Source organism: Azospirillum canadense (assembly GCF_025961225.1).
Classification (GTDB): Bacteria; Pseudomonadota; Alphaproteobacteria; order Azospirillales; family Azospirillaceae; genus Azospirillum; species Azospirillum canadense.
This window is the reverse complement of the sequence record NZ_JAOQNG010000010.1, coordinates 567,700-587,685: the sequence shown is the minus strand read 5'-3', so window position 1 is coordinate 587,685 and position 19,986 is coordinate 567,700. Positions and strand designations below refer to the sequence as shown.

The window sequence follows — 19,986 nt, the reverse complement described above, 5'->3', positions numbered from 1 at the left end:
CCACTGACAACGGGCGAAACCCTCGCACGTTATTGCTGAACCCATAAGGTTCCGTTGGGACCCCCAGGAGGGTGTCACGGGGTAATGACGCAGTTTAGGCAAGAGCCTTGCGCTGGAGCGAAATGCCGGGAAGACGGTGCATTTCTGGCTGGGCCTCATCGTTGACATGGAGATGGGCAAACAGAGCCATACGGCGGTTCACCATGGCCTTGCTCTTGGAGACGATGATCGACTTGCGGCGGCAGGTTCCGACCCAATGCCGCTGGCGGCTATTGTTGCGCTCCAGGGCGACACTCTGGTCCTTGCCCTGATAATGCCGCCCGAGACCGGCAGGACCGCGTCGGAGACGGCGAACTGATCGGTGCAAAACAGGCACGCCCCCCAGCATTGCAGACGCTCGTACAGACGCCGGAAGGTGGCTTCGTCGCGCTTGCCGCATTCCCAGTCGATCAGGCGTCCGCTGTCGCGGTCGTACGCCTTCCAGATCCAGAGTTTCTGCGCCTTGCCGCCGAGATCATGCCACATCTCATCGATCGCGATGACGGTGACCGGCTCCGGGGTCGGCTTGGAGCAATGCCGGTCCACAGACTGGCAGACCCACCGCAGCACGGACTGGCCGGTCGTGCCGAGCAACTTGCCGACGGCGCGCAACGACAGCCCATGCCCGGACAGCGTCACCGCCGCTTGCTTCGTCGGCTCCGGCACCGGTATGTCCGGCAGGCGCGTGAACTGAAAGCCGCACCTGCGGCACAACCAGCGTTGCTTGCCCAGCACGTGGCCGGATTTCACCACCCGCACGCTGCCGCAGCGCGGGCACCACGGTCGCTCACCCAAATCAGCCCTTCCTCGTTGAATGAGCCGATTACATGGGATGCGTCGTTATCCCGTGACACCCTCAAGCGGCTAGGATCATTGAGGAATCCATCCTTATCGGACATCTCAATCGCGCGATTGAAACTGCTTAGACTGTCATAGAGTCCGATCAAGACAGACCCGTGCTGAGAGCGAATACCATCGACCGTGACCCGGAGTTCTCCCGCATTCGCGGCGAATGCAAGAAATACCAGAAAAGTTGTGGGAAGGAGTGATATGAGAAATGCCTTCTTCGTTGAGATTTTCATGATCATGCCCTCCAAAGGATCATGGACTCTCAGCAGGATGAGGAAGACTCCCGAGTTTCGTCAGTCCCTAAGCTCACACGAAGCCGAAATGGGTGCGCTTCATGGATTTTACCCACGGTTTTGAAACGTCTCACGAAGTACAGGCGGAGCATGATGACTGCAGGTTCATCTTGTCCGGTAGATTATTGCTCGGACACAGTTTGCCAATCGGCCGGAGGGACGATCGACCAAAGGGAGAGATTTTTAAGCGCGGTTTTCAGAACCCCAGCACGGCACCGAGGCATCCTCCTCGGGCGCTTGGGAGCGCAGGAGAAAGCCATCAGTGCTCTCCTGCGGCGAACCAGCGGTTAATCCGCAGCCTCCCGTTTGGCGCTTTCCACAAAATTCAGCACGTGCAGGGCGGGCCGATCAGCACCTCCTGACGCACGGAAAGCCCTATTCTTCCCGAAGAGCATCGAGCACCCGTTCAGGGATTCGCTCATAGGGCATCGAGAAAAAGTGTATTCTTATTCCTCGTTTCGATAGTTTTCCAGGGCAAGCGTGAGCAGAGCCCGGCTGAGGGGCACGACCAACGCGGCGGGGAAGCGGCGCTGTATAAGCGGGATTTCGTGTTCGGACGAGCCGTTGGTGGCGACATATACCGCTATGGCAAGAGAGCAGCAACCTTTGCGCTTACCACCTGTCCTTCAAAATGAATGCCCCGTCCGCTCGCGTGTGCCATGCCCAAGTTTGGGCGAGTCTATTCTGCGTGGTATCGGTGAACGCTGGCCCAACGACATCAGCGACAGCATTGGGAGGTCGCAATGACCATGACCCGACGCACGGCAGCCGAGTTCCTCGGAACGTTCTGGCTGGTCTTCGGTGGCTGCGGCAGCGCGGTGCTCGCCGCCGCCTTCCCGCAAATTGGCATTGGCTTGCTTGGTGTCGCCCTGGCGTTCGGCCTCACCGTTCTGACAATGGCCTATTCCGTCGGGCATATCTCCGGCTGTCACCTGAACCCGGCGGTCACCGTGGGCGTGTGGGCGGGAGGTCGGTTTCCGGCCAAAGACATTCTGCCCTACGTTGTCGCCCAGGTCGTCGGGGCCTTCGCCGCCGCGCTGGTGCTTTACGTCGTCGCCATTGGCAAGGCGGACTACAGCTTGGCGGTGAGCGGGCTCGCGGCCAATGGCTACGCGGCGCATTCGCCCGGCCAGTACGGGATGGCTTCCGGCTTGCTGATCGAAGTCGTCCTGACGTTCTTCTTCGTCCTGATCATCCTTGGCTCGACCGACCGCCGCGCCCCGGCGGGTTTTGCCCCACTCGCCATCGGACTGGCCCTGACCCTGATCCACCTCATCAGCATCCCGGTCACCAACACATCCGTGAACCCGGCGCGCAGCACCGGCCCGGCGCTGGTGGTCGGTGGCTGGGCGCTCCAGCAGCTGTGGTTGTTCTGGGTGGCGCCCATCCTGGGCGGCGTGCTCGGTGGCTTTGCCTACCGGGCCGTGGCCGAGGAAGTGTCGGAGAAGCCCGCCATCACCGGCGAAGCGAAGCCGTCCACCTGATTGGACTATCATCACCCTCTTCAAGTACGCTCCAGAGCGACGTTTGCGCATAAATCGTCGGAAGCTGGCGGTGTTATGGTTTTGGCGGGTATAGAGGCGTCCCGCTGAAGCCGAGAGCCAGATGCCCTACAAGGCCAACGAGAGGCGCCGCCACAAGATCCCGCGCGCCCGCTACCGGGTCGAGAACTGGTCGGCCTATGATGCGGCGCTGCGTCGGCGTGGCGATCTGACCGTCTGGGTGACGCCGGAAGCGATCGCCGCCTGGACGCCGGCCAAGACGGGGCGGCGCGGCCTGAACCGCGCCGGGTTTTTCGGAGGCCCCGTTTCCTGAGAGGATGGGGTCATCATGACGAAGCAGGCATCCCCCAAATACGCCCCTGAAGTCCGCGAGCGCGCGGTTCGGATGGTGTTCGAGCACGAGGGGGAACACGCCTCGCAATGGGCGGCGATCAGCTCGATCGCAGCGAAGATCGGCTGCACTCCGGAGACGCTGCGGGGCTGGGTGCGGCAGGCCGAGCGTGACCAGGGCAAGCGGCCGGGGCCGACGACGGACGAGCAGGAGCGGATCAAAGCGCTGGAGCGCGAGAACCGCGAGCTGCGCAAGGCGAACGAGATCCTGCGCAAGGCGTCGGCCTATTTCGCCCAGGCGGCGCTCGACCGCCCGTTTCGGAAATGATCGCCTTCATCGACGCGCACCGCGCCGTCCACGGGGTCGAGACGATCTGCAAAGTGCTGCCGATCGCCCCATCCACCGACCGTGCCCATGCCGCCCGGCGGGCCGATCCGGCCAAGGCGCCAGCCCGCTCGCAAAGCGATGCGAAGCTGAGGGGGGCTATCCGGCGGGTCTGGGAGGAAAACTTCCAGGTCTATGGGGTTCGGAAAGTCTGGCGGCAGTTGCGGCGGGAGGGCCTCGATGTGGCGCGCTGCACGGTGGCCCGGCTGATGCGGTCCATGGGCCTGAAGGGGGCGACGCGGGGCAAGACGGTGCGGACCACGATCAGCGACCGAGCGGCGCCATGCCCCCTTGCGGCGGCAGCGGTTCCGAAGGGAACCGCGAAAGCCGGCCGACCGGGTGAACCGCCAGTTCCGGGCGCCCCGCCCGAATGCCTTGTGGGTCGCGGACTTTACGTACGGCGCGACGTGGCAGAGCTTCGTCTACGTCGCCTTCGTCATCGACACCTTCGCCCGCCGGATCGTCGGCTGGCGGGTGTCACGCACCGCTCACGCCGGCTTCGTGCTGGACGCCCTGGAGCAGGCGCTGCATGACCGCCGGCTGGCCAAGGGCAGCGGCCTCATCCACCATTCGGACCGCGGGTCGCAATACGTTGCCATCGCGTACACCGAGTGTCTGACCGACGCCGGCGTCGAACCGTCGGTCGGCAGCGTCGGCGACTCCTACGACAATGCCTTGGCCGAGACCATCAACGGCCTCTACAAGACCGAGGTGATCCGGCGCCGCGGACCATGGCGCACCCTGGAAGCCGTCGAGTTCGCCACCCTGGAATGGGTGGACTGGTTCAACCACCGGCGCCTGCTCGAATCCATCGGCAACATTCCCCCCGCCGAGGCCGAAGCGCGCTACTATGCTCAAACCGAGGACATCGCCATGGCGGCGTGACTCAAGCCGAATGGCCTCCGGCAAACCCGGCGCGGTTCACTATGGTCGTGCACCGAGATGGTCGTGCACCGAGAATGAATCGCGGTAGGGAACGCCATTACTGGCGTCCCCCCGCACAGATCCGTACGTGCGGCATTCCCGCATACGGCTCCTACCTCGGGTGTTTGACGGCAAAGCGTTGCTGCGGCCAAGGGTGAAGGATCCGCGGTTTGGGGAGCCAGTCGTTGGCGATCTTGGCAATCCTCGCCCACGTCGAGGCATCCTTCTGGCTTCGTCGCCGGAGCGTGCGTCGCCAGAGGTCGATGACGTGATAGCGAAACGCCTCCAAGGCGCGACTGTTGGTCGGCACCGCGTGGTAGTTGTAGTACCCGGTGGTGACCTGCCTCAGCCATTGCCCCTGTCGAGGAATAGGCTGGTGCATGCGCCGTCGCAGCTCCTCCTTGATCTCTGTGAGCTTGACCTGCATGCGGTCGCGACGGGTCTTCCGATGGATTTGGAAGTCACCCCGGCGCGTCTTGCCGCAGATGAAAGTGAAGCCCAGGAACGTGAAGGTCTCCGGTTTGCCGAGCCCGCGCCGCTTTCGATTGGCCGCGGCGAAGCGGCCGAACTCCAGCAGGCGGGTCTTGTCCGGATGGAGCGACAACGCGAACTCCCGTAACCGCTCGCGCATGGCCTCCCAGAAGCGCCGGGCATCCGCCTCGTGCTCGAAGCCGACGACGATAGCGTCGGCATAGCGCACGATGATCATAGCGCCCGTGGCCTCGCGCCGTCGCCAGCGCTCGGCCCAGAGGTCGAAGACGTAGTGCAGGTAAACGTTGGCGAGCAGTGGTGAGGCCACCGAGCCTTGCCCCGTCCCCGTGTCACTGGTCGTCACGACCTCATCCTCCAAGACACCCGCCTTGAGCCATTTCTGGATCAGGCGGATGATGCGCGGGTCGCCGATCCGGTGGTTCAGGAAGCGGACGAGCCAGCTTTGGTCCACCGCGTCGAAGAACGACTGGATGTCGGCATCGAGGATGAAGTTCACCTTGGTGCTGGAGATGCCGACCACCAGGGCGTCCAGCGCATCGTGCTGGCCGCGCTTGGGCCGGAACCCGTACGAGAACCCGAGGAAGTCCTCCTCGTAGATCGCGTTCAGCACCGCGACGACCGCTCTCTGGACGATCTTGTCCTCCAGAGCGGCGATCGCCAGCGGCCGCTGTCGCCCGTCCGCCTTCGGGATGTACCGTCGGCGCGACGGCAGGGCTTTGTACGCTCCCCGGTGGACCCGGTCGTGCAGGTCCTGGAGCCGAAGCTCCAGGTCCGCCTCGTAGTCCTGCCACGTCAGCCCGTCCACTCCCGGCGCGGCGTTCCGCTTGAGGGCGAAGAACGCCAGCCGGAGCAGGTCGGGGTTGAGATGGTGGAAGAGCGCGGTGAACCGTTCCTTCTTCCTGTGTCTTGCGGCCTGCCGTACGCGGTCCAGCGCCTGGGACACGCTTTCCCGGTTCTGCGCCCGGCGCGTGCTTTGCTGGCCCGCGTTCCCCTTGGTCCCCGCCCTTCGCTCCCCCGGCTCCGCGGCCGGTCGCCCGGCCTTGTTCGTCGGCTTCATCGCTACTATGGCGGGGTCTGACTTCTCCCGTCCGTGCATCATCGGCTACGGCTCCTCACCTTCCCGATGCGGACCCGGGGCAAACCTCGGGTCGGGCGGGAGATCTCCCGGTTCCCGTACAAGGAGCGTCCGTGCATGCTGGGGTCTCTGACCACGCCGGGCCGGCGGGGGCTCGCGCTGGCGCCCCCACTCGTATGGCCTTCCGTTACAGTAACAACGTCGGCACCCGGGACTGTCGCCCTTTCGCGGCTCAATGGCCAGCCTGCACGCTCCCCTGCCGACGCTTCGCCGGCCCCCTCGCGAGGGCCGACGCACGGCTCGGGGCCAGTGTGGGTCGCTACTCCTTCACTGCAATGGACTTGCACCATCTACTCCTTGCCGGTCTCCCGGCGCACTACTGCTGGCGAATTCGACGGCCAGCACCGTGAGCTCCAAGGACCCTATCCGACCCAACGTTTCGGGGCATGATTTTTCGCCCTGTGAAGCTCCCCGAAACGCCGCTCAGGAATTCGCCAGCAGTATCGAGAATGCGGGAGAGCCCATGTTCACCGGACTGTGCAGCCCATTACGGAAGGAGTTACAAGAGTAGATGAGGAGAAAAGTACAGTGTCATCCACACAGGGACAAGCCGTCGACGCGAGTGCCGGACGAGAGCAGAGACGCCACCAATGCGAAATTGACAACACCGCCGCGAATGCTACTCTCTGCGATTCTTAGGGTAAATCTGCCCACTCTGGACATGGGGGTGGAATATGGTGGCTGGCATCTTTTCGGCCGAGGTCACGCCGACCATGGGGCCACTCTCCATTAGGCAATTCTACACTGAGCCACCGTCCTTGCCTGGCAATGTCGGCGTGAGCCTCTCCGGCGGTGGATCGCGGGCGCTGACAGCGGCCATGGGCCAACTTCGCGCACTCAAGAAACTCACCGCAAACGGCCAATCGCTACTGGCACAGATGAAAGCGCTTTCTTCGGTGTCCGGCGGAGCATGGCTCGGCGTGCCATTCATCTATCTCCCGCCAGGGTCGCCAAGCGATGATGCCTATCTTGGGCCATGGATCGACAACCAGAGCACCCTGAGTCCAGCAATGCTCGAGCAACTGCCCGCGGGGAATGCCGGCGTACCGATCAGCTCACCGCTCTTTTCCCCCCGGCTTCTTGCCGTCCAAGCCCTGCTGCTGTATTCGGTATTGCGGATCGCACCGAACATGCTGTGGCAGACTATCATCGGTCTGAATATACTCGCCGATCACGGGCTGTACGCGCCAACGACCCACCTGACGCCCACTGACACCTTCTCCTTCGATGCCGCAACGGTGGCGGGCCAGATTACGAACCCGAACTCTGCCCTGGCCTGTGCGCCGATCAATATTTACGCGGACGCCTGCGACTCCAGCCGGGAACACCGTCCATTCCTAATCTGCAACAGCGCGATGTTCCTGAAAGATCCGGGCAGTACCTTGCAATCTCTCGCGCCGATGCAGACTACACCGTTCATCACGGGCATTTTTGGCACGCCTTTAGGGCAGGACGCGAATGGTCGCAATGTGGGAGGCGGCGGTCTCGATACCTTCGGCTTTCACTCGGCCTGTGCGAGTGTGAGTGGCAGTACGGCCGCTGTCGCACAGACGCGACAATGGTCGCTAACGGACGCGGTGGGGACGAGCAGCGCCTTTTTTGCCGAGGTGCTGCAAAACCTTTTCCATCGCTGGCATCAGAACCCTGCGGAACTCGCCGTTCTCATGGCCCGTGAAGCCGACCCCATCCGGCATTGGATCAGGACGAAGCTGCCGATCGATGTACGCGGTGCTGCGATCGACCACCTGCGCCTCCATGCGAATCCATTGCTTGCCCAAGGGCCACTACTGCGATCCTTGCTATCTGACCTGCAGGACATCATCCCGCGCTACCAATATTGGTCCGTGCTCGATCCGCGGCCCGGCATGCCGTCGCTGCCCAACCGGTTCGCGGATGGTGGAAACCTTGAGAATACAGGTGTCGCCGCACTCCTCGCCTATTCGGACATCGACACCGTCGTTGCATTCGTCAACTCCTCAGTGCCTATGCAGCCGGCTGCATACGGTGTCGCGGATGGGCAAGGCGGGTTTCTTCCCGGCACGGCTCTCGTTATCGACGACAGCCTTCCACCGCTGTTTGGCTATCAGCCTTATGGGGCAGGAAGGCCGGGCGAGAATGAGGGTTATGTGCCCTATGGCCATGGTCCGTCCGACAGGCACTCCGTCTATGCTAACAACCAGCTTTTTGATCAGGCCGCATTCCCGCGCCTTCTGCAAGGCCTTTGGGCTGCGAGCGGCAACGGGAGCTATGCGAATCCTGCGATCTTCACGCAGCGACTTGCGGTATTGCCAAACCTATGGTTTGGTGTGACCTCAGCGCGCGAGGTGACGGTGATCTGGTCCTACCTCGGCTTCGTCACTTCATGGGCGGCGCTATTCGCCAACAACCAATCGGTTCAGGCGATCATCGAAGCTGAACGGTCGAACAATGGGTTCCCGAATTACAGCACACTTGATACGAATCTGAGCGCCACGCAGATCAATCTCCTTGCTAACCTGACGTCCTGGTGCGTGGGCGAGGCGAAAGGGGCCAAAGTCTTCTCGCAACTGTTCAATTAAACCGAGTTTATTTTTGAATTTATATTAACTTCTCTTCGGGTTTGCTCTAATCGTTAATCCAGAGGCGATCGGCTGCGGTGAAGAAAATTTGATTGAGGCACGTCTGGAAGGCGGCAAGCGGCAACACGCCGCCCTTTGAACGGCTCTTCTGTGTATGACCTACCGCTTCGGCTGCTGAAAGGGCCGGTGTTCTGCCGGGAGTGTCCGGAGTTTGGGGGTGCTGTGCTGGGGAGGGTTTGACCGGCCGGATGTTTCACTGGCTGAGGATCAAGGATGAAGTGGATTTTGCGCTTGGTGGAGATCGAGGGCGACGGTCCGCCACGCAGCGCTGACGTTCTGGAGATCCGCCGCCCCGATGGTTCCGGCAGGTTTTGCGCCATCTTGCCGCTGGTATGATGTTTGCGTAGAGGGTCATCTCTATCCACGAGGTGACCAATGTGCTGCCCGCACTGCCACTCGACGGCGACGACCGAGCGTTCGGACCGAACGACGCATGGCTATCGGCGATTCCGTTGCCAGGAGTGCGGCCGGCAGTTCAACGAGCGCACGGGTTCGGTGCTGGACCGGCTGCAGGTGCCCACCGACGTGGTCTTCCTGATCGTACTCTGGCGGTTGCGGTTTAAGCTCAGCCTGCGCGATCTCGCAGAAATTCTGCTGTCGCGCGGTCTGGTCTTCTCCCACGAGGCCGTGCGGGAGTGGGAGGCCAAGGTGGCCCCGCTGCTCACCGATGCTCTCCGGCGCGGTACGGTGGGGCGGAGCTGGTACGTCGACGAGACGGACCTGAAGGTCGGCGGGCGCTGGTGCTCCTTGTACCGGGCGATCGACAGCGATGGTGCCCCGGTCGAGGTCTACCTCAGCGAACACCGCGACCAGGTGGCCGCCATAAGGCCGACCTCGCTCAATCCCCCTTTCAGGGCGAAGGCCACAGGAAAGTCTGGGCCCGGTGGCTACTCCGTATCGCGGAGGGCGCGATACACGGCCTCAGTACGATTGATCGCGCCGATCTTCTTCAAAATGCTGCGCACGTGAACTTTGACCGTGCTCTCCCGCATGCCGAGTTCATACGCGATGATCTTGTTGGGCTTGCCTTCCTTCATGCATGCGAGAACCGAGCGCTGCCGCGGCGAGAGCCCATCCATAGGGGGGTGGTTGCCCAAATCGTCAACGCCTAGCGATGCGTCCCCGTCCGGCTTCGTCCGGTCCGACGCACCGTCCTTGTTCTGCATCAGCCTGTGCAGAAAGCCCGCCGGAACGAAGGAGCCTCCCGCGGCGACGAGGCGGATGGCTTCCAGCGCGACCGACAGCTCAACGGCGGATGAAATGTAGCCGTGTGCTCCAAGCTGGAAAGCTTCTTGTACGGCATCGCCGTCTTCCCGGTTCGATAGCACGATCACCGGCGTTCGCCCAAACGTCTCGACCATACCCTGCGCGCGAGACGCAGAGAAGCCTCTCGAATCCAACGAACCGAAATTGCAGAGGGCCACATCGGGCTTCGTAGCGCCCTGGAGCAATTGCATCGCTTCGGACACGGAGGTAGCGGTCACCACGCGCACCCCACGGTCGCAAATGTTGATGCTGAGCGACAGACACTCCCGCGTCAACGGCATGTCGTCGAGCAACAGAACCGTGACGTCTTGGCTGCCACGGGCGTCCACCGGGCCCTGGCCGGTGCCGTCCGCGATACCAGTCGCGCTTTCCTTCTTTTCACTGGATGCTTGGGAGCCCAAGTCCCCTGAAGCCAAGCCCTCTGGCATTGAGCGCCTGTCTCGGTGCAAAATCATAAGTGCTCACCTCCTTGCACGTTTGCCGCTTGCCGGACGTCCTACCAGACTGCGCCAGTGTGGAGGCATGGCCGCCTTTCACAATCTTTGGCGCTGCCCCAACACGGGTTTGTGAATTCGCATACCGCTGCCTCACGTGCCTGCGGCGTTCTTTTTCATTCAGCATGAAAGACGTCCGGCACAAGGTTCCTCGAGAACGTTGCGAGGAGGAACCGTTTCCAGGCAACCTCATGTCGGCCGGTTGTGTCGGAGTAGCGTCACAATACAGGAGATGTTCCGCGACGGTCTTGTTATCTTCCGCCAAAGGCTTGCCCATCCAAGCCACCGGCTCGGAAACCCAGAATTTCGTTATGGTGAAAGACGCGCCCGATGCAACGCTCTCCCATGACCCCACTGGCGGCACCTCCCAGCACGAAGGGCACCATCACCCGTCTGGCGGTGGCTCGAGCCGCCACGGCCGGCGTTGATCCGGGACCGCTCCTCCGCAAAGCGGGCTTGAGTGCGGCTCAGGTTCAGACGCCGAACTCCCGCATGGACGCTGCGGGCCAAGTGACTTTCCTGAACCTGGTGGCGGACACTCTCCACGACGACCTGCTCGGCTTTCATCTCGCCAGGGATTTTGAACCACGCGAAGCCGGTCTTCTCTACTTTGTGCTCGCGTCGTCGGCGACGCTCGGCGATGCGCTGGCCCGCGCCGAGCGGTACAGTGCCATTACGAATGAGAGTGTTCGGCTTTGGTACCAACAGGAGGGCGGTTTCAGCATCCGGCACGGCTACGTCGGTGTGTCGCGACACAGAGACCGCCACCAGATGGAGTTCTGGGCGACCCTGCTCGTCCGGCTCTGCCAGACGCTGACGGCGACCACGATCAATCCCGTCCGGGTCGCTTTCGCCCATCCGCGATGCGGTGCTTCGGAGCAGCTGAGCGCCTTCTTTGGATGCGACGTCGCCTTCGCCTCCGGCCAGGACGACGTTGTCTTCGCTCGCCACGCCGCGCAGCTCCGTCTGATCGGGGCTGAGCCGTATCTGAACGAGCTGCTGGTCCGCTACTGCGAAGACGCCCTGCCTCATCGCGCTGGACCGATCAGCACCCCACTGCGGGCCCGCGTGGAGAACGCCCTTGCGCCACTCCTGCCCCATGGCAGCGCACGTGCCGGTGAGGTTGCCCGTATATTGGGCATGAGCGAACGAACGCTGGCACGGAGGTTGAGTATGGAGGGGCTCACCTTCGCCGAGATAAAGGAAGACATGCGCAAATATCTGGCGCAGCTCTATATCGCCGACGCCAGCCTATCTATCTCCCATATCGCTTGGCTGCTGGGATTCCAGGAAGTCAGTGCCTTCACTCATGCCTTCAAGCGATGGACAGGGCTGCCTCCGACCCAAGCGCGCATTGCCCACCGGTGTTCTCCCGGTCTGTAGGTGGGGCGCCTCGCGATCATCGACGAGCCGAAAGGCCATTGCAAAGTCCATCCGCATTCCCGGTGCATCCCGAATGCGGACCACCGACCGTCGATGGCAGCACGTCTCACCGCGAAAATCATGCTTGCCTTTACGTCCCGGCTCTGGAGGCTCGCCGCCGTCCTTCGGAAAGCTCTTCAGCGACGCCCCGTTTGCCATCCCCGCTCGCCATCGGACTCGAACCGATAGCGCCTCGATGGCTCACCGATGCCAACGGAGGCACTTGCTCAGGCAGTGGGGTTCGGCGAAGGCGGCTCAGCTTGCGACCGTTATCTCCACCCGACGGTTCCTTGCCCGACCTTGCGCCGTATCGTTCGAGGCGACCGGGTTCGCATCTCCATACCCTTTCGCGGCAATCATGTCCGGGCTCACGCCCTGCGAGATCAGGTACTGCATAACCGCTTCAGCGCGCTTTTGTGACAGTTCCTGGTTCGTGGTGATGCCCTGCCGCTGCAGCGCCGGGCCGATCGGCGCGTTGTCGGTGTAGCCGTTCACCACCAGCTTGTTCTGCTGATTCGCCACCAGCCTCTTCGCATAGCCGGCGATGAGCTCCTCACCCCTCGTGGTCATCTGCCAGCTGCCCGGCCGGAAGAGCAGGTCGGAGTTCACGGTGTAGGCGATCGCCCCCTGCAGCCGGGCGATATGGTCCTGCTGGGCGGAAACCTGCTGCTGGAGTTGCTGGTTTTGCGATTGCAGCTGCTGGTTTTGCGACCTCACCTGATCATAAGCGCTTTGGGACACGCATCCACTCAGCAACAGGGTTGACAGCGCCAGTGCGCTTGTCGGGCCGGATTGCGGTGAAATCGTCAGCATTGCGCAGACCTTTCCCAAATAGAGGTTTGGACGGTGGAGGGACAGGGAACCCGCTCTCGTCAGGAGGGGGCGGTCGCCAACCGCATCGTTGGCACCTCCGCGGGGACGATCAGGCTCGCCTCCGTGGCCTCCAACACTCGCTCCGGGGTGATGCCGGGCGCGACCTCCCGCAGGACAAGCCCGTCGTCCGTCGGTTCGATCACGGCCATGTCGGTGACCACCAAACTGACCCGGCGCACGGCGGTCAGCGGCAGCGTGCAGCGCTTGACAATTTTGGGCTCACCTTTCGCTGTGTGGGTCATCGCGACGATCACCCGCTTGGCGCCGGTCACCAGATCCATGGCGCCGCCCATTCCGGGCACCATTTTGCCGGGAACCATCCAGTTGGCGAGATGCCCCTCCTCATCGACCTGCAGACCACCCAGCACCGTCACGTCCAGGTGGCCACCGCGGATCAGGCCAAAGGAGAGCGCGCTGTCGAACGCCGCGGCTCCCGGCACCGCGCCAATCGGGCTGCCGCCGGCGTCGGTCAGATCGCTCCACGCGAACCCTTCTTCGGGCAGTGGCTGCATGCCAATGATGCCGTTCTCCGATTGAAAGAACACCCGCACGCCAGCCGGCAGATGCCGCGCCACCAGTGTGGGCAAGCCGATACCGAGGTTGGCCAGGTCACCATCCTTCAGCTCGAGCGCCACGCGTCTGGCGATCAGCGCCTTCTCATCCATGGCCGCGCTCCTTGCCGATAAGGTGGTCGACCAGCACATGAGGCGTGCCGACCGCGTCGGGGGAAATGACACCCACGGGCACGATGTCCTCGGCCTCCGCGATCACCGTCGCGGCGGCCATGGCCATCGCCGGGTTGAAGTTGCGCGCGGTGAGCGAGTATTCCAAGTTCCCGTAGTAGTCGGCGCGCTTGGCGTTGATCAGGGCGAAATCGGCGGTCAGCGGCAGCTCCAGCAGAAAGACGGTGCCGTTCACCGCGACGGTCTGCTTGCCCTCCGCGACCGTGGTTCCGACGCCGGTGGGTGTCAGCACACCACCCAGACCAAAGCCGGCCGCGCGGATGCGTTCGGCCAGCGTGCCCTGCGGCACCAGCTCGACCTCGATGTCACCAGCGATCATCTGGCGTTGCGTCTCGGGGTTCGTGCCGATGTGGCTGGTGATCACCCGGCGCACCAGCTTTGCCGTCACGAGCTTGCCAATGCCCACGCCGGGACGCGCGGTGTCGTTGGCGATGACGGTCAGGTTCCTCCGCCCTTGGCGCACGAGTTCGTCGATGAGGCGTGGCGGTGTGCCGGCCCCCATGAACCCGCCTATCATGAGCGCGGCGCCATCCGGAATCATCTCGACGGCCGCAGCCAGTCCGATCACCTTCTTCATGTCTCGCCACCTCGCAATGAACGTTGCGTCCCGGGCGGCCTCTCACCGCGGATCAGCGCGCCTCTCGGTTTCCGCTGGGTTCAGCAGAACCGGGAGGACGGTCATCAGCGCTTGTGCTCGACAACGATGGCCAGGGCGGCCGTGTGTCGGAGCACGACCTCGTCGCCGCGCTGGACGTTCTCCAAACCCTGAACGTCCGGTGCAACCATGATCTTATGGGGGCGGCCTTGTGGACCGCGCACCGTAACGATCCGGCGGTTCTGGTCGATGTCCTCGACCGTACCCGTGGCTTCCTGGCTCACGGCGGCGGTTCCACCGGGCTTCTCACCAGGGGCCGCGCGGCTGATGGAACTGCCCTCGGCCGAGGATGCTCCGGACTGCGGCGGTCGGGCGAAGATGCTGGTCGACTGGCTGTATTCGGCACGCACCGTATCGCCAACGGCGATCTGATCGAAATTCCTGACCTCGGGGCCCGCCGTGACCTCCTCCAGACCGCCATCCTCATGGCGCAGCGTCACGGTGCGGGACGGCTTGTCGATGCCAATGACGACCGCCGTCAGCCGCACGCTTTCCGTCAGGGTGACCTGCGGCCGGTCCGTGTCGGTCAGCGTCGTCGTTCTGGCGTCGGCGGCGGCCCGATTCCAGGGGGCCTGCGCGGCGGCCGTCGTTGCCACGATGGCCACGACGGCCACGACCTGAATGGGGACAATGCGTTGCATGGCTGTTTCACGCTGCCTTTCAAAAGGGAATGGCCTCGACCATGGCGCTGCGGGTGTCAGAGGGGTCCGGGCGAGGGTGCAAGGCCCGGTGTGTCCGAGCACGGCCCCCAATCAGCCGCAGGGCCTTCCATGTTCCAGCCGTGTCGGTGCGCCGACCGTCCAGCATCAGAACAAGCTCTTCGGTGCCGGGGTGATGGCAACGGCCAGGGCTTCGCTGACGGTGGCGGTGATGGTGTCGCCGACCTTCAGCGCAGGAAGCGCCGCTTGGCGCTCGGGATCGGTCACGTTGACGGTGTAGATCTCGCCCCCCTGGGGGCTGACGAGGTCAAGGCTGTGCGCTTCCAGGTCGATGCCGACCACCAGCCCGCTGACCCGCATCACCTGCAGTCCGACGCCGCCCGGTGCCTCGACCGGCCTTGTGATCGCCTGCTTGATCGCGTCTTCCGGTACGGGGCTGCCGGGCAGCGAGATCACGAAGGCCACGGAGCGGTAATACTGCGCATTCACGGTGTCGCCGACCTTCAGCATCTCCAGCCGGACATCGGGAGCGGCCAAGACGCTGACCGGTTTGCCCGTACGTTCCTCAAGCGTGATGTGCCGCTTGGCTGTATCAATCGCCTTGATCTTGGCGTGGATCGTCACGGCCGCATCCGCGGGCACCACGTTTGACAGGACGGGGCGGGTTTGCGCCGCGGCGGGGATCGATATGCCTGCCGGAACCAAGCCGGTGCTGCCGACAATGATCGCTGCCGCACAAACCTTAGGCCAAGCGGAGCGGAATGGCATGATCTCCTCCTCGGGCTCGCGTTGCTCTGGTTGCAGGATGAGAGACAGGGAGAGCACCCCAAACACGCATCCACGGCCATGGCGGCGCCCAGCGGCTCTTAACGGCCTGAGACGTCATGAAGGCTCCGCAATGGAACATGAAGGCTCCGCAATGGAACGGTCGGCCATTTCGATTTCGATGAGCGGTCAGAACCGCTGTCTTCACACCCATCCCGTTAGCGTTCCACGTGCGTGCGGTAATTCGGCCAGAAAGCAATGCTGGTACGTGGAGCATGCGGCGCGGCCACGGGCTGCTTTCGCTCTCGAATTTTGTTGCCCTCAACTTCAGCCCATGTCGTGGTATCTCCTAGTACCGGTGCTTTCCTAATGCTTCCTGGTGCCTCCTGGTATCGGTACTTTCTCCTTTCTGGATATTTTTTCTTTCAGAGAGGTATCCATGCATGCGGCAGCCACCAATCGAGTGTGCGAAACGGTGCGAGCGGCGCTTGACGACTGGGTGCCGCGCATTCATTGCAGCGTTCGGGTGTGCCCATGAGCTGGATTTATGACTCTACACGCATCGGGTTTGTGGATCACCACTTCTACCGTATCCAGCTACGGTATCCTGTCTGTTATGTTTTCCACCCGCCGCAATCGATTTCCTGCAACAAGCCGCGGGAGCCAGGGACGTTACCGTATCACGCGCGTAGAGCCGCGGCTGCTACTTCCAACGGCTCTTGTGGTTGAGGCTTAATGGCTCCTTCATCGCCGTCGGTCCGGTCCTCCAGGAGCTCCCCAGGAGCGGACGATGACGGATCGTGACCATGCGCTCAACCGATAGGCATCCACGGCCGGGCAGGTGTTACCGCCGCCGTGATCGCCACAATGGCCGTGTCAAGCTCGCCCTGCCCTGATCATCCCCGGCAACGCCACCATGGTCGTGGTCAGTCGCTTGATTGATGTGGGCGACTTCGTGAGGCCCCGCGCAGTTCCGCTGGACACGACATGTTTGGGACGCTGCCCGGTCTGAGGTTCTGCGCATCGCTGGGGCAGTCTCACCGGATTCCGAATTCGACCATCCAACGCGGGAGAATGAACAATGCTTTGCTCAAGGATGACAGCCACCGTGTTCGCCGCGACGATGGTGCTTCTCGGCAACAGCGCGTCAGCGCAGCAGCCATCCACCTCGGCGGCGTCGAGCGGAGCCCAAGCGGAAAAGCCGGACGCGACCATCGAGTTTTCCGGCGGCAGCGTCGCGTTGGGCGTCGGCTACAGCTGGGGGCACGGCGTCCTCCACTTCCAGGGCAAAGACTACCCGTTCACGGCGAACGGCTTCAGCGTCGTCAACGTCGGCGCCTCGTCGGTGGAGGCAACGGGCAACGTCTATCATCTGACGAAGGTCGAGGATTTCCCGGGCAACTACATGGCCGCCGCCGCCGGCGCCACAGTCGCCGGTGGCGCCACGGGGGCTGCCATGGAAAATCAGCACGGTGTCGTCATCCGGGCCACGTCGAAAAACCAGGGCCTTCAGCTCACGCTCGCGCCGTCGGGCATCGCGATCGCGCTTGAGGGGCCTCCGGCGGCCATGTCGGGATCCAGCTCGCAGTAGCGGTGGTCAGGAGCGGTGGTTCGCCGGAGCGGTGCTTCGCGGGCATGATCACGCGGGCGGTGCCGTCCCGGTGCCGCTCGCGCGGACGCCCATCAGAAAGCGTCGCAGCGGCGCGGACCGAACCGGGGCGTACGCGCTGCCGAGCGTTGCGGCACGCTGCGGGACGCGTTTTGCGGAGCGGCGCGTACGCCCGACTACCGTTGAATGGGGCGCGTTCCACCACGACCACAGCACCCCAGTCGCCGACGCCGATCCATGACGAGGGCGAGCCCTGGCTCGAGGCCATGAGCCCAGGCGCGCCTCCCACACCCTTGCGAGCCATGCGAGGGCATCCATGTCAGAGAAAACGCGGCACGCCGTCGAACGCTTCCCGGACCTGGCACAAGCGATCAAGCAGTACAGCGCGGACAACCGCTTTTTCAGCAGCTTGTGCGAAGACTACGGCGAAGCGGTTGAGATGCTACGCCAGTGGGAAAAGGTGTCCGGCAGCAAAACCGGCAGCAAAACACCGGCGCCGTTGAAGGCCTGTCGCGCCCTCGTTGCGGACCTTGAGGACGAAATTCTGCGGGAGCTCCGGTTCTGGAACGACCCGGATTCCGCGGCTTCGGATGGGGACCCGCCGATTTGACCAGTCGACAGTGTCCACGTCGGCTTGGTCGACCGCTCCCCTCCCGACATCCTCACTCGGTGCGGATATGCTGCAGCAGAACTGTGAACTCGCGCCGATCCAGGGCGCCATCATGATTGGCGTCCGCTTGGGTGAACGCGGCGTCGGCCACGCCCAGGAATTCGAGCGGACCGATTTTCCCATCCGAACCGGCGAGACGGGCGAAATTGTCGGCGGGAAGCGTGGTTTCTGCGCGCGTCAAGGCAAGGTCTTTGTTTCGATCCATGACATAAAACACCAGCATCTGGTTGTTTTTGAACTCCTCCCGGGAAATCCGGCCGTCGTTGTTGTCATCGAGGAGATCGAAAATTTTGTCATCCCGTCCAGCGTTTGCGGGAAGATCAGCGGCGGTCACTTTCGTGGCGATCAGCATGGCGAGCAGCATCATCGCCATCGCACCATTTCGCATCCCTGCAACCATGGCCAGCCATCCGCGGCAATTCGTTACCAATCCCTACACAATGCCAGCGGGCTGCGGCCCCGGACAATCGGGGCATTTGGGCAGGAGGGCTTTACGGAACAACGCTGTGGGGTTGGCAAGCACCGTCCGTTGCACGGAAAGCCGGGAAGATGATGCTGCTCGGCTGACGCTCCTTGGTCGACATGCCGGTGGGCGGAGTGGGCCATGCGGCGCCCCCATGGGAGTGCCTGTGGAAACGACAATCAGAATCCGACGGCGACCCGATCCAGTGCCGCTGACGGCGGTTGTTGCATGGCAGCGTGGCGCTTTGAGGTTTGTCCTGATAACGCCGTCCAACCGGCAGGGGCGTATCAAAAGCTGATTGCAAGGGCTGCGTCGGCACCTGTGACGCCCTCGCCGAAGCAGGCGAATGATACAGTGAACGTTACGGTAGCACGGCCACATACGTGCGGTTGTTACTTCTGAGACGGGCGCGTTTGTGTCCCAATCGTTCGCGCCCCAATCATTTCGGGGCCAACGTCGGGAGCCTTACCGGAAGCATCACACCATGATGGGTCCGGTCAAGGCCGCGCTGGAAAGTTCGGTTCGCTTTCTGGCCGCGGAACTGGCAATCCGGAAAATCCGCGTCAGCGTCCTGTTGCCACGTGCGCTTGCGACACGCGCGGCGTCCGGCATCGGCCGTTTCGACGCGTTGCTGTGGCGGAGCGCGCACCCACCCATCAGCTGGTCACCGTGGACGCGATCGGGCCGACCGCCGCCTTCCTGGCCAGCGACGCCGCGCGGCAGATCACCGGCCAGACCGTCTACATCGACGGCGGCTACCACGTCATCGACTGATCGGCGGTGTCCCATGAGAACGCTCCTGCGCCTGTCCGGCCCGCTTCTTTGCCTGTCCCTCCTGGCCGGCCCCGCGCTGGCGGCTGGAGAGCCGCTCGCCGGCGCTCCCGCGCTGGACGAGTCCGCCCAGGCGGAGGAGCCGGACGCGGATGAGGAACCGGCCATCGACGAACACGCCATGGACGTCCTGAACCGGATGGCCGACACGCTGGCCCAGGCCAAGAGCTTCCGCGTGACGATCCGGTCCAACTATGACGTGGTGCAGGACACGGGGGAGACGATTGAGTTCGGCGAGCGGCGCACCGTGATGCTGAACCGTCCCGACGCCCTGCGGGTGGAATCGGAACAGAGCGACGGGACGCGGCGTCAGGTCACCTTCGACGGCAAGGTGCTGACCGTGTTCGACCCCGGACCGAAGGTCTACGGCCAGCTGGACCGGCCCGGCAGCGTGGACGACGCGGTGCGCTCCCTGGTCCAGGACCTCCAGATCCGGCTGCCGCTGGCGCTGCTGCTGGTCACGACGCTGCCGGCGGAGCTGGACCAGCGCATCCAGGCCCTGGACTATGTGGAGCGTGACACGCTGACACCGGTGCCGACCGACCATGTGGCCGGCCAGACCGAGGACGTGGACTTCCAGATCTGGGTCGCCGCCGAGGGAGAGCCCCTGCCGCAGCGGATCACCATCACCTACAAGAACGACGAGGGCGAGCCGCAGTACCGCGCCGACCTCACGGACTGGACCCTGAACCCCGATCTGTCGGCGGAGCAGCTCGCCTTCCACCCGCCGGAAGGGACACAGCGCATTCCCTTCCTGGTGCGCGTCCGCAAGGCCGCGGGCGACCAAGCCCCGGCGGCGGACACCCCGTCCAGAGACAAGCCGCAGACATCCGGCGGCAGCGCAGAGGGAGCATCCCAATGACCACAGGCTCCACACGATCTGTTCTCGCCATCGGCGCGGCCCTGCTTTTGGTCATCACATCCGTCGCGGAAACCGCAGCGCGGGGCGGCCGCGGAGGTGGCGGCGGT

Annotated in this window: 17 protein-coding genes, 3 pseudogenes and 1 other annotated feature; of the genes and pseudogenes, 10 read left to right on the top strand and 10 right to left on the bottom strand. The window is 63.6% G+C overall.

The features are described 5' to 3' along the window. Positions 1 to 198: 198 nt before the first annotated feature. Together M2351_RS38445 and M2351_RS38440 are read right to left on the bottom strand one after the other, a co-directional pair. On the bottom strand, positions 199 to 792 hold the full coding sequence (locus M2351_RS38445; protein WP_264661238.1) for an IS1 family transposase: 594 nt from the start codon (positions 790 to 792) through the stop codon (positions 199 to 201). Further along, the gene (locus M2351_RS38440; RefSeq protein ID WP_264661237.1) at positions 786 to 1,127 is read right to left on the bottom strand and encodes a hypothetical protein; all 342 of its coding nucleotides are present in this window, start codon (positions 1,125 to 1,127) and stop codon (positions 786 to 788) included. Before M2351_RS38440 ends, M2351_RS38445 begins: the two co-directional genes overlap by 7 nt. 797 nt (positions 1,128 to 1,924) lie before the next feature. Here M2351_RS38440 and aqpZ point away from each other — a divergent pair. The 3 genes and pseudogenes from aqpZ (at position 1,925) to M2351_RS38425 (ending at position 4,283) form a co-directional block, all read left to right on the top strand. Then, complete coding sequence (gene aqpZ / locus M2351_RS38435; protein ID WP_264661236.1) at positions 1,925 to 2,665, top strand: aquaporin Z; 741 nt, start codon at positions 1,925 to 1,927, stop codon at positions 2,663 to 2,665. A 121-nt stretch (positions 2,666 to 2,786) separates the two neighbouring features. Then, positions 2,787 to 2,957 (top strand): annotated as a pseudogene (locus tag M2351_RS38430) (IS5/IS1182 family transposase); the annotation flags it as partial. Between the two features lie 54 nt (positions 2,958 to 3,011). Further along, positions 3,012 to 4,283, top strand: a pseudogene (locus M2351_RS38425) (IS3 family transposase). Then, positions 3,296 to 3,412 (top strand) — a sequence feature (AL1L pseudoknot). (Overlaps the previous pseudogene by 117 nt.) Positions 4,284 to 4,434: 151 nt before the next feature. Here the strand turns inward: M2351_RS38425 and ltrA are convergent. Further along, entirely contained in the window at positions 4,435 to 5,757 is a 1,323-nt protein-coding gene (gene ltrA / locus M2351_RS38420) for a group II intron reverse transcriptase/maturase (protein WP_406567491.1), read from the bottom strand. Positions 5,758 to 6,623: 866 nt separating this feature from the next. Between ltrA and M2351_RS38415 the strand changes: the two genes are divergently transcribed. After that, the gene (locus tag M2351_RS38415) at positions 6,624 to 8,507 is read left to right on the top strand and encodes a patatin-like phospholipase domain-containing protein (protein WP_264661235.1); all 1,884 of its coding nucleotides are present in this window, start codon (positions 6,624 to 6,626) and stop codon (positions 8,505 to 8,507) included. 435 nt (positions 8,508 to 8,942) lie between these two features. Continuing rightward, complete coding sequence (locus M2351_RS38410) at positions 8,943 to 9,536, top strand: DDE-type integrase/transposase/recombinase (protein WP_264661234.1); 594 nt, start codon at positions 8,943 to 8,945, stop codon at positions 9,534 to 9,536. Here M2351_RS38410 and M2351_RS38405 read toward each other — a convergent pair. After that, positions 9,455 to 10,288 carry a LuxR C-terminal-related transcriptional regulator gene (locus M2351_RS38405; protein ID WP_264661233.1) on the bottom strand — a complete coding sequence of 278 codons (834 nt, stop codon included), beginning with the start codon at positions 10,286 to 10,288 and terminating at the stop codon, positions 9,455 to 9,457. The genes M2351_RS38410 and M2351_RS38405 overlap by 82 nt on opposite strands. Before the next feature lie 384 nt (positions 10,289 to 10,672). Between M2351_RS38405 and M2351_RS38400 the strand changes: the two genes are divergently transcribed. Next, entirely contained in the window at positions 10,673 to 11,710 is a 1,038-nt protein-coding gene (locus M2351_RS38400; protein WP_264661232.1) for an AraC family transcriptional regulator, read from the top strand. A gap of 294 nt (positions 11,711 to 12,004) precedes the next feature. Here M2351_RS38400 and M2351_RS38395 read toward each other — a convergent pair whose 3' ends face one another. The 5 genes from M2351_RS38395 to M2351_RS38375 all read right to left on the bottom strand — a co-directional run bounded on the left by M2351_RS38395 (position 12,005) and on the right by M2351_RS38375 (position 15,447). Continuing rightward, positions 12,005 to 12,562 carry an OmpA family protein gene (locus M2351_RS38395; protein WP_264661231.1) on the bottom strand — a complete coding sequence of 186 codons (558 nt, stop codon included), beginning with the start codon at positions 12,560 to 12,562 and terminating at the stop codon, positions 12,005 to 12,007. A gap of 59 nt (positions 12,563 to 12,621) precedes the next feature. Beyond that, the gene (locus M2351_RS38390) at positions 12,622 to 13,287 is read right to left on the bottom strand and encodes a 3-oxoacid CoA-transferase subunit B (protein ID WP_264661230.1); all 666 of its coding nucleotides are present in this window, start codon (positions 13,285 to 13,287) and stop codon (positions 12,622 to 12,624) included. Next, a complete protein-coding gene (locus tag M2351_RS38385; protein ID WP_264661229.1) occupies positions 13,280 to 13,942 on the bottom strand; it encodes a CoA transferase subunit A in 663 nt (220 codons plus the stop codon). The genes M2351_RS38390 and M2351_RS38385 overlap by 8 nt, the downstream gene beginning before the upstream one ends. 104 nt (positions 13,943 to 14,046) lie before the next feature. Beyond that, on the bottom strand, positions 14,047 to 14,661 hold the full coding sequence (locus M2351_RS38380) for a hypothetical protein (protein ID WP_264661228.1): 615 nt from the start codon (positions 14,659 to 14,661) through the stop codon (positions 14,047 to 14,049). Between the two features lie 165 nt (positions 14,662 to 14,826). Continuing rightward, the gene (locus tag M2351_RS38375) at positions 14,827 to 15,447 is read right to left on the bottom strand and encodes a hypothetical protein (RefSeq protein WP_264661227.1); all 621 of its coding nucleotides are present in this window, start codon (positions 15,445 to 15,447) and stop codon (positions 14,827 to 14,829) included. A gap of 1,105 nt (positions 15,448 to 16,552) precedes the next feature. Between M2351_RS38375 and M2351_RS38370 the strand changes: the two genes are divergently transcribed. Together M2351_RS38370 and M2351_RS38365 are read left to right on the top strand one after the other, a co-directional pair. Further along, the gene (locus M2351_RS38370) at positions 16,553 to 17,035 is read left to right on the top strand and encodes a hypothetical protein (protein WP_264661226.1); all 483 of its coding nucleotides are present in this window, start codon (positions 16,553 to 16,555) and stop codon (positions 17,033 to 17,035) included. A gap of 334 nt (positions 17,036 to 17,369) precedes the next feature. Next, a complete protein-coding gene (locus M2351_RS38365) occupies positions 17,370 to 17,663 on the top strand; it encodes a hypothetical protein (RefSeq protein ID WP_264661225.1) in 294 nt (97 codons plus the stop codon). A 52-nt stretch (positions 17,664 to 17,715) separates the two neighbouring features. On the opposite strand, the gene M2351_RS38360 is transcribed toward M2351_RS38365, so the two are convergent. Next, positions 17,716 to 18,096, bottom strand: a complete 381-nt coding sequence (locus tag M2351_RS38360) for an EF-hand domain-containing protein (protein ID WP_264661224.1) — start codon at positions 18,094 to 18,096, stop codon at positions 17,716 to 17,718. A 574-nt stretch (positions 18,097 to 18,670) separates the two neighbouring features. Between M2351_RS38360 and M2351_RS45420 the strand changes: the two are divergent. Next, a pseudogene (locus M2351_RS45420) lies at positions 18,671 to 18,960 on the top strand (SDR family oxidoreductase). 13 nt (positions 18,961 to 18,973) lie between these two features. Further along, complete coding sequence (locus M2351_RS38345; RefSeq protein WP_264662421.1) at positions 18,974 to 19,879, top strand: DUF2092 domain-containing protein; 906 nt, start codon at positions 18,974 to 18,976, stop codon at positions 19,877 to 19,879. Positions 19,880 to 19,986: the final 107 nt, after the last annotated feature.

Coding starts and splice junctions, on each gene's coding strand:
- M2351_RS38440 (WP_264661237.1), bottom strand. CDS start 1,127: ATGATCATGAAAATCTCAACGAAGAAGGCATTTCTCATATCACTCCTT.
- aqpZ (WP_264661236.1), top strand. CDS start 1,925: ATGACCATGACCCGACGCACGGCAGCCGAGTTCCTCGGAACGTTCTGG.
- M2351_RS38415 (WP_264661235.1), top strand. CDS start 6,624: ATGGTGGCTGGCATCTTTTCGGCCGAGGTCACGCCGACCATGGGGCCA.
- M2351_RS38410 (WP_264661234.1), top strand. CDS start 8,943: ATGTGCTGCCCGCACTGCCACTCGACGGCGACGACCGAGCGTTCGGAC.
- M2351_RS38405 (WP_264661233.1), bottom strand. CDS start 10,288: ATGATTTTGCACCGAGACAGGCGCTCAATGCCAGAGGGCTTGGCTTCA.
- M2351_RS38400 (WP_264661232.1), top strand. CDS start 10,673: ATGACCCCACTGGCGGCACCTCCCAGCACGAAGGGCACCATCACCCGT.
- M2351_RS38395 (WP_264661231.1), bottom strand. CDS start 12,562: ATGCTGACGATTTCACCGCAATCCGGCCCGACAAGCGCACTGGCGCTG.
- M2351_RS38390 (WP_264661230.1), bottom strand. CDS start 13,287: ATGGATGAGAAGGCGCTGATCGCCAGACGCGTGGCGCTCGAGCTGAAG.
- M2351_RS38385 (WP_264661229.1), bottom strand. CDS start 13,942: ATGAAGAAGGTGATCGGACTGGCTGCGGCCGTCGAGATGATTCCGGAT.
- M2351_RS38380 (WP_264661228.1), bottom strand. CDS start 14,661: ATGCAACGCATTGTCCCCATTCAGGTCGTGGCCGTCGTGGCCATCGTG.
- M2351_RS38375 (WP_264661227.1), bottom strand. CDS start 15,447: ATGCCATTCCGCTCCGCTTGGCCTAAGGTTTGTGCGGCAGCGATCATT.
- M2351_RS38365 (WP_264661225.1), top strand. CDS start 17,370: ATGTCAGAGAAAACGCGGCACGCCGTCGAACGCTTCCCGGACCTGGCA.
- M2351_RS38360 (WP_264661224.1), bottom strand. CDS start 18,096: ATGGCGATGATGCTGCTCGCCATGCTGATCGCCACGAAAGTGACCGCC.
- M2351_RS38345 (WP_264662421.1), top strand. CDS start 18,974: ATGAGAACGCTCCTGCGCCTGTCCGGCCCGCTTCTTTGCCTGTCCCTC.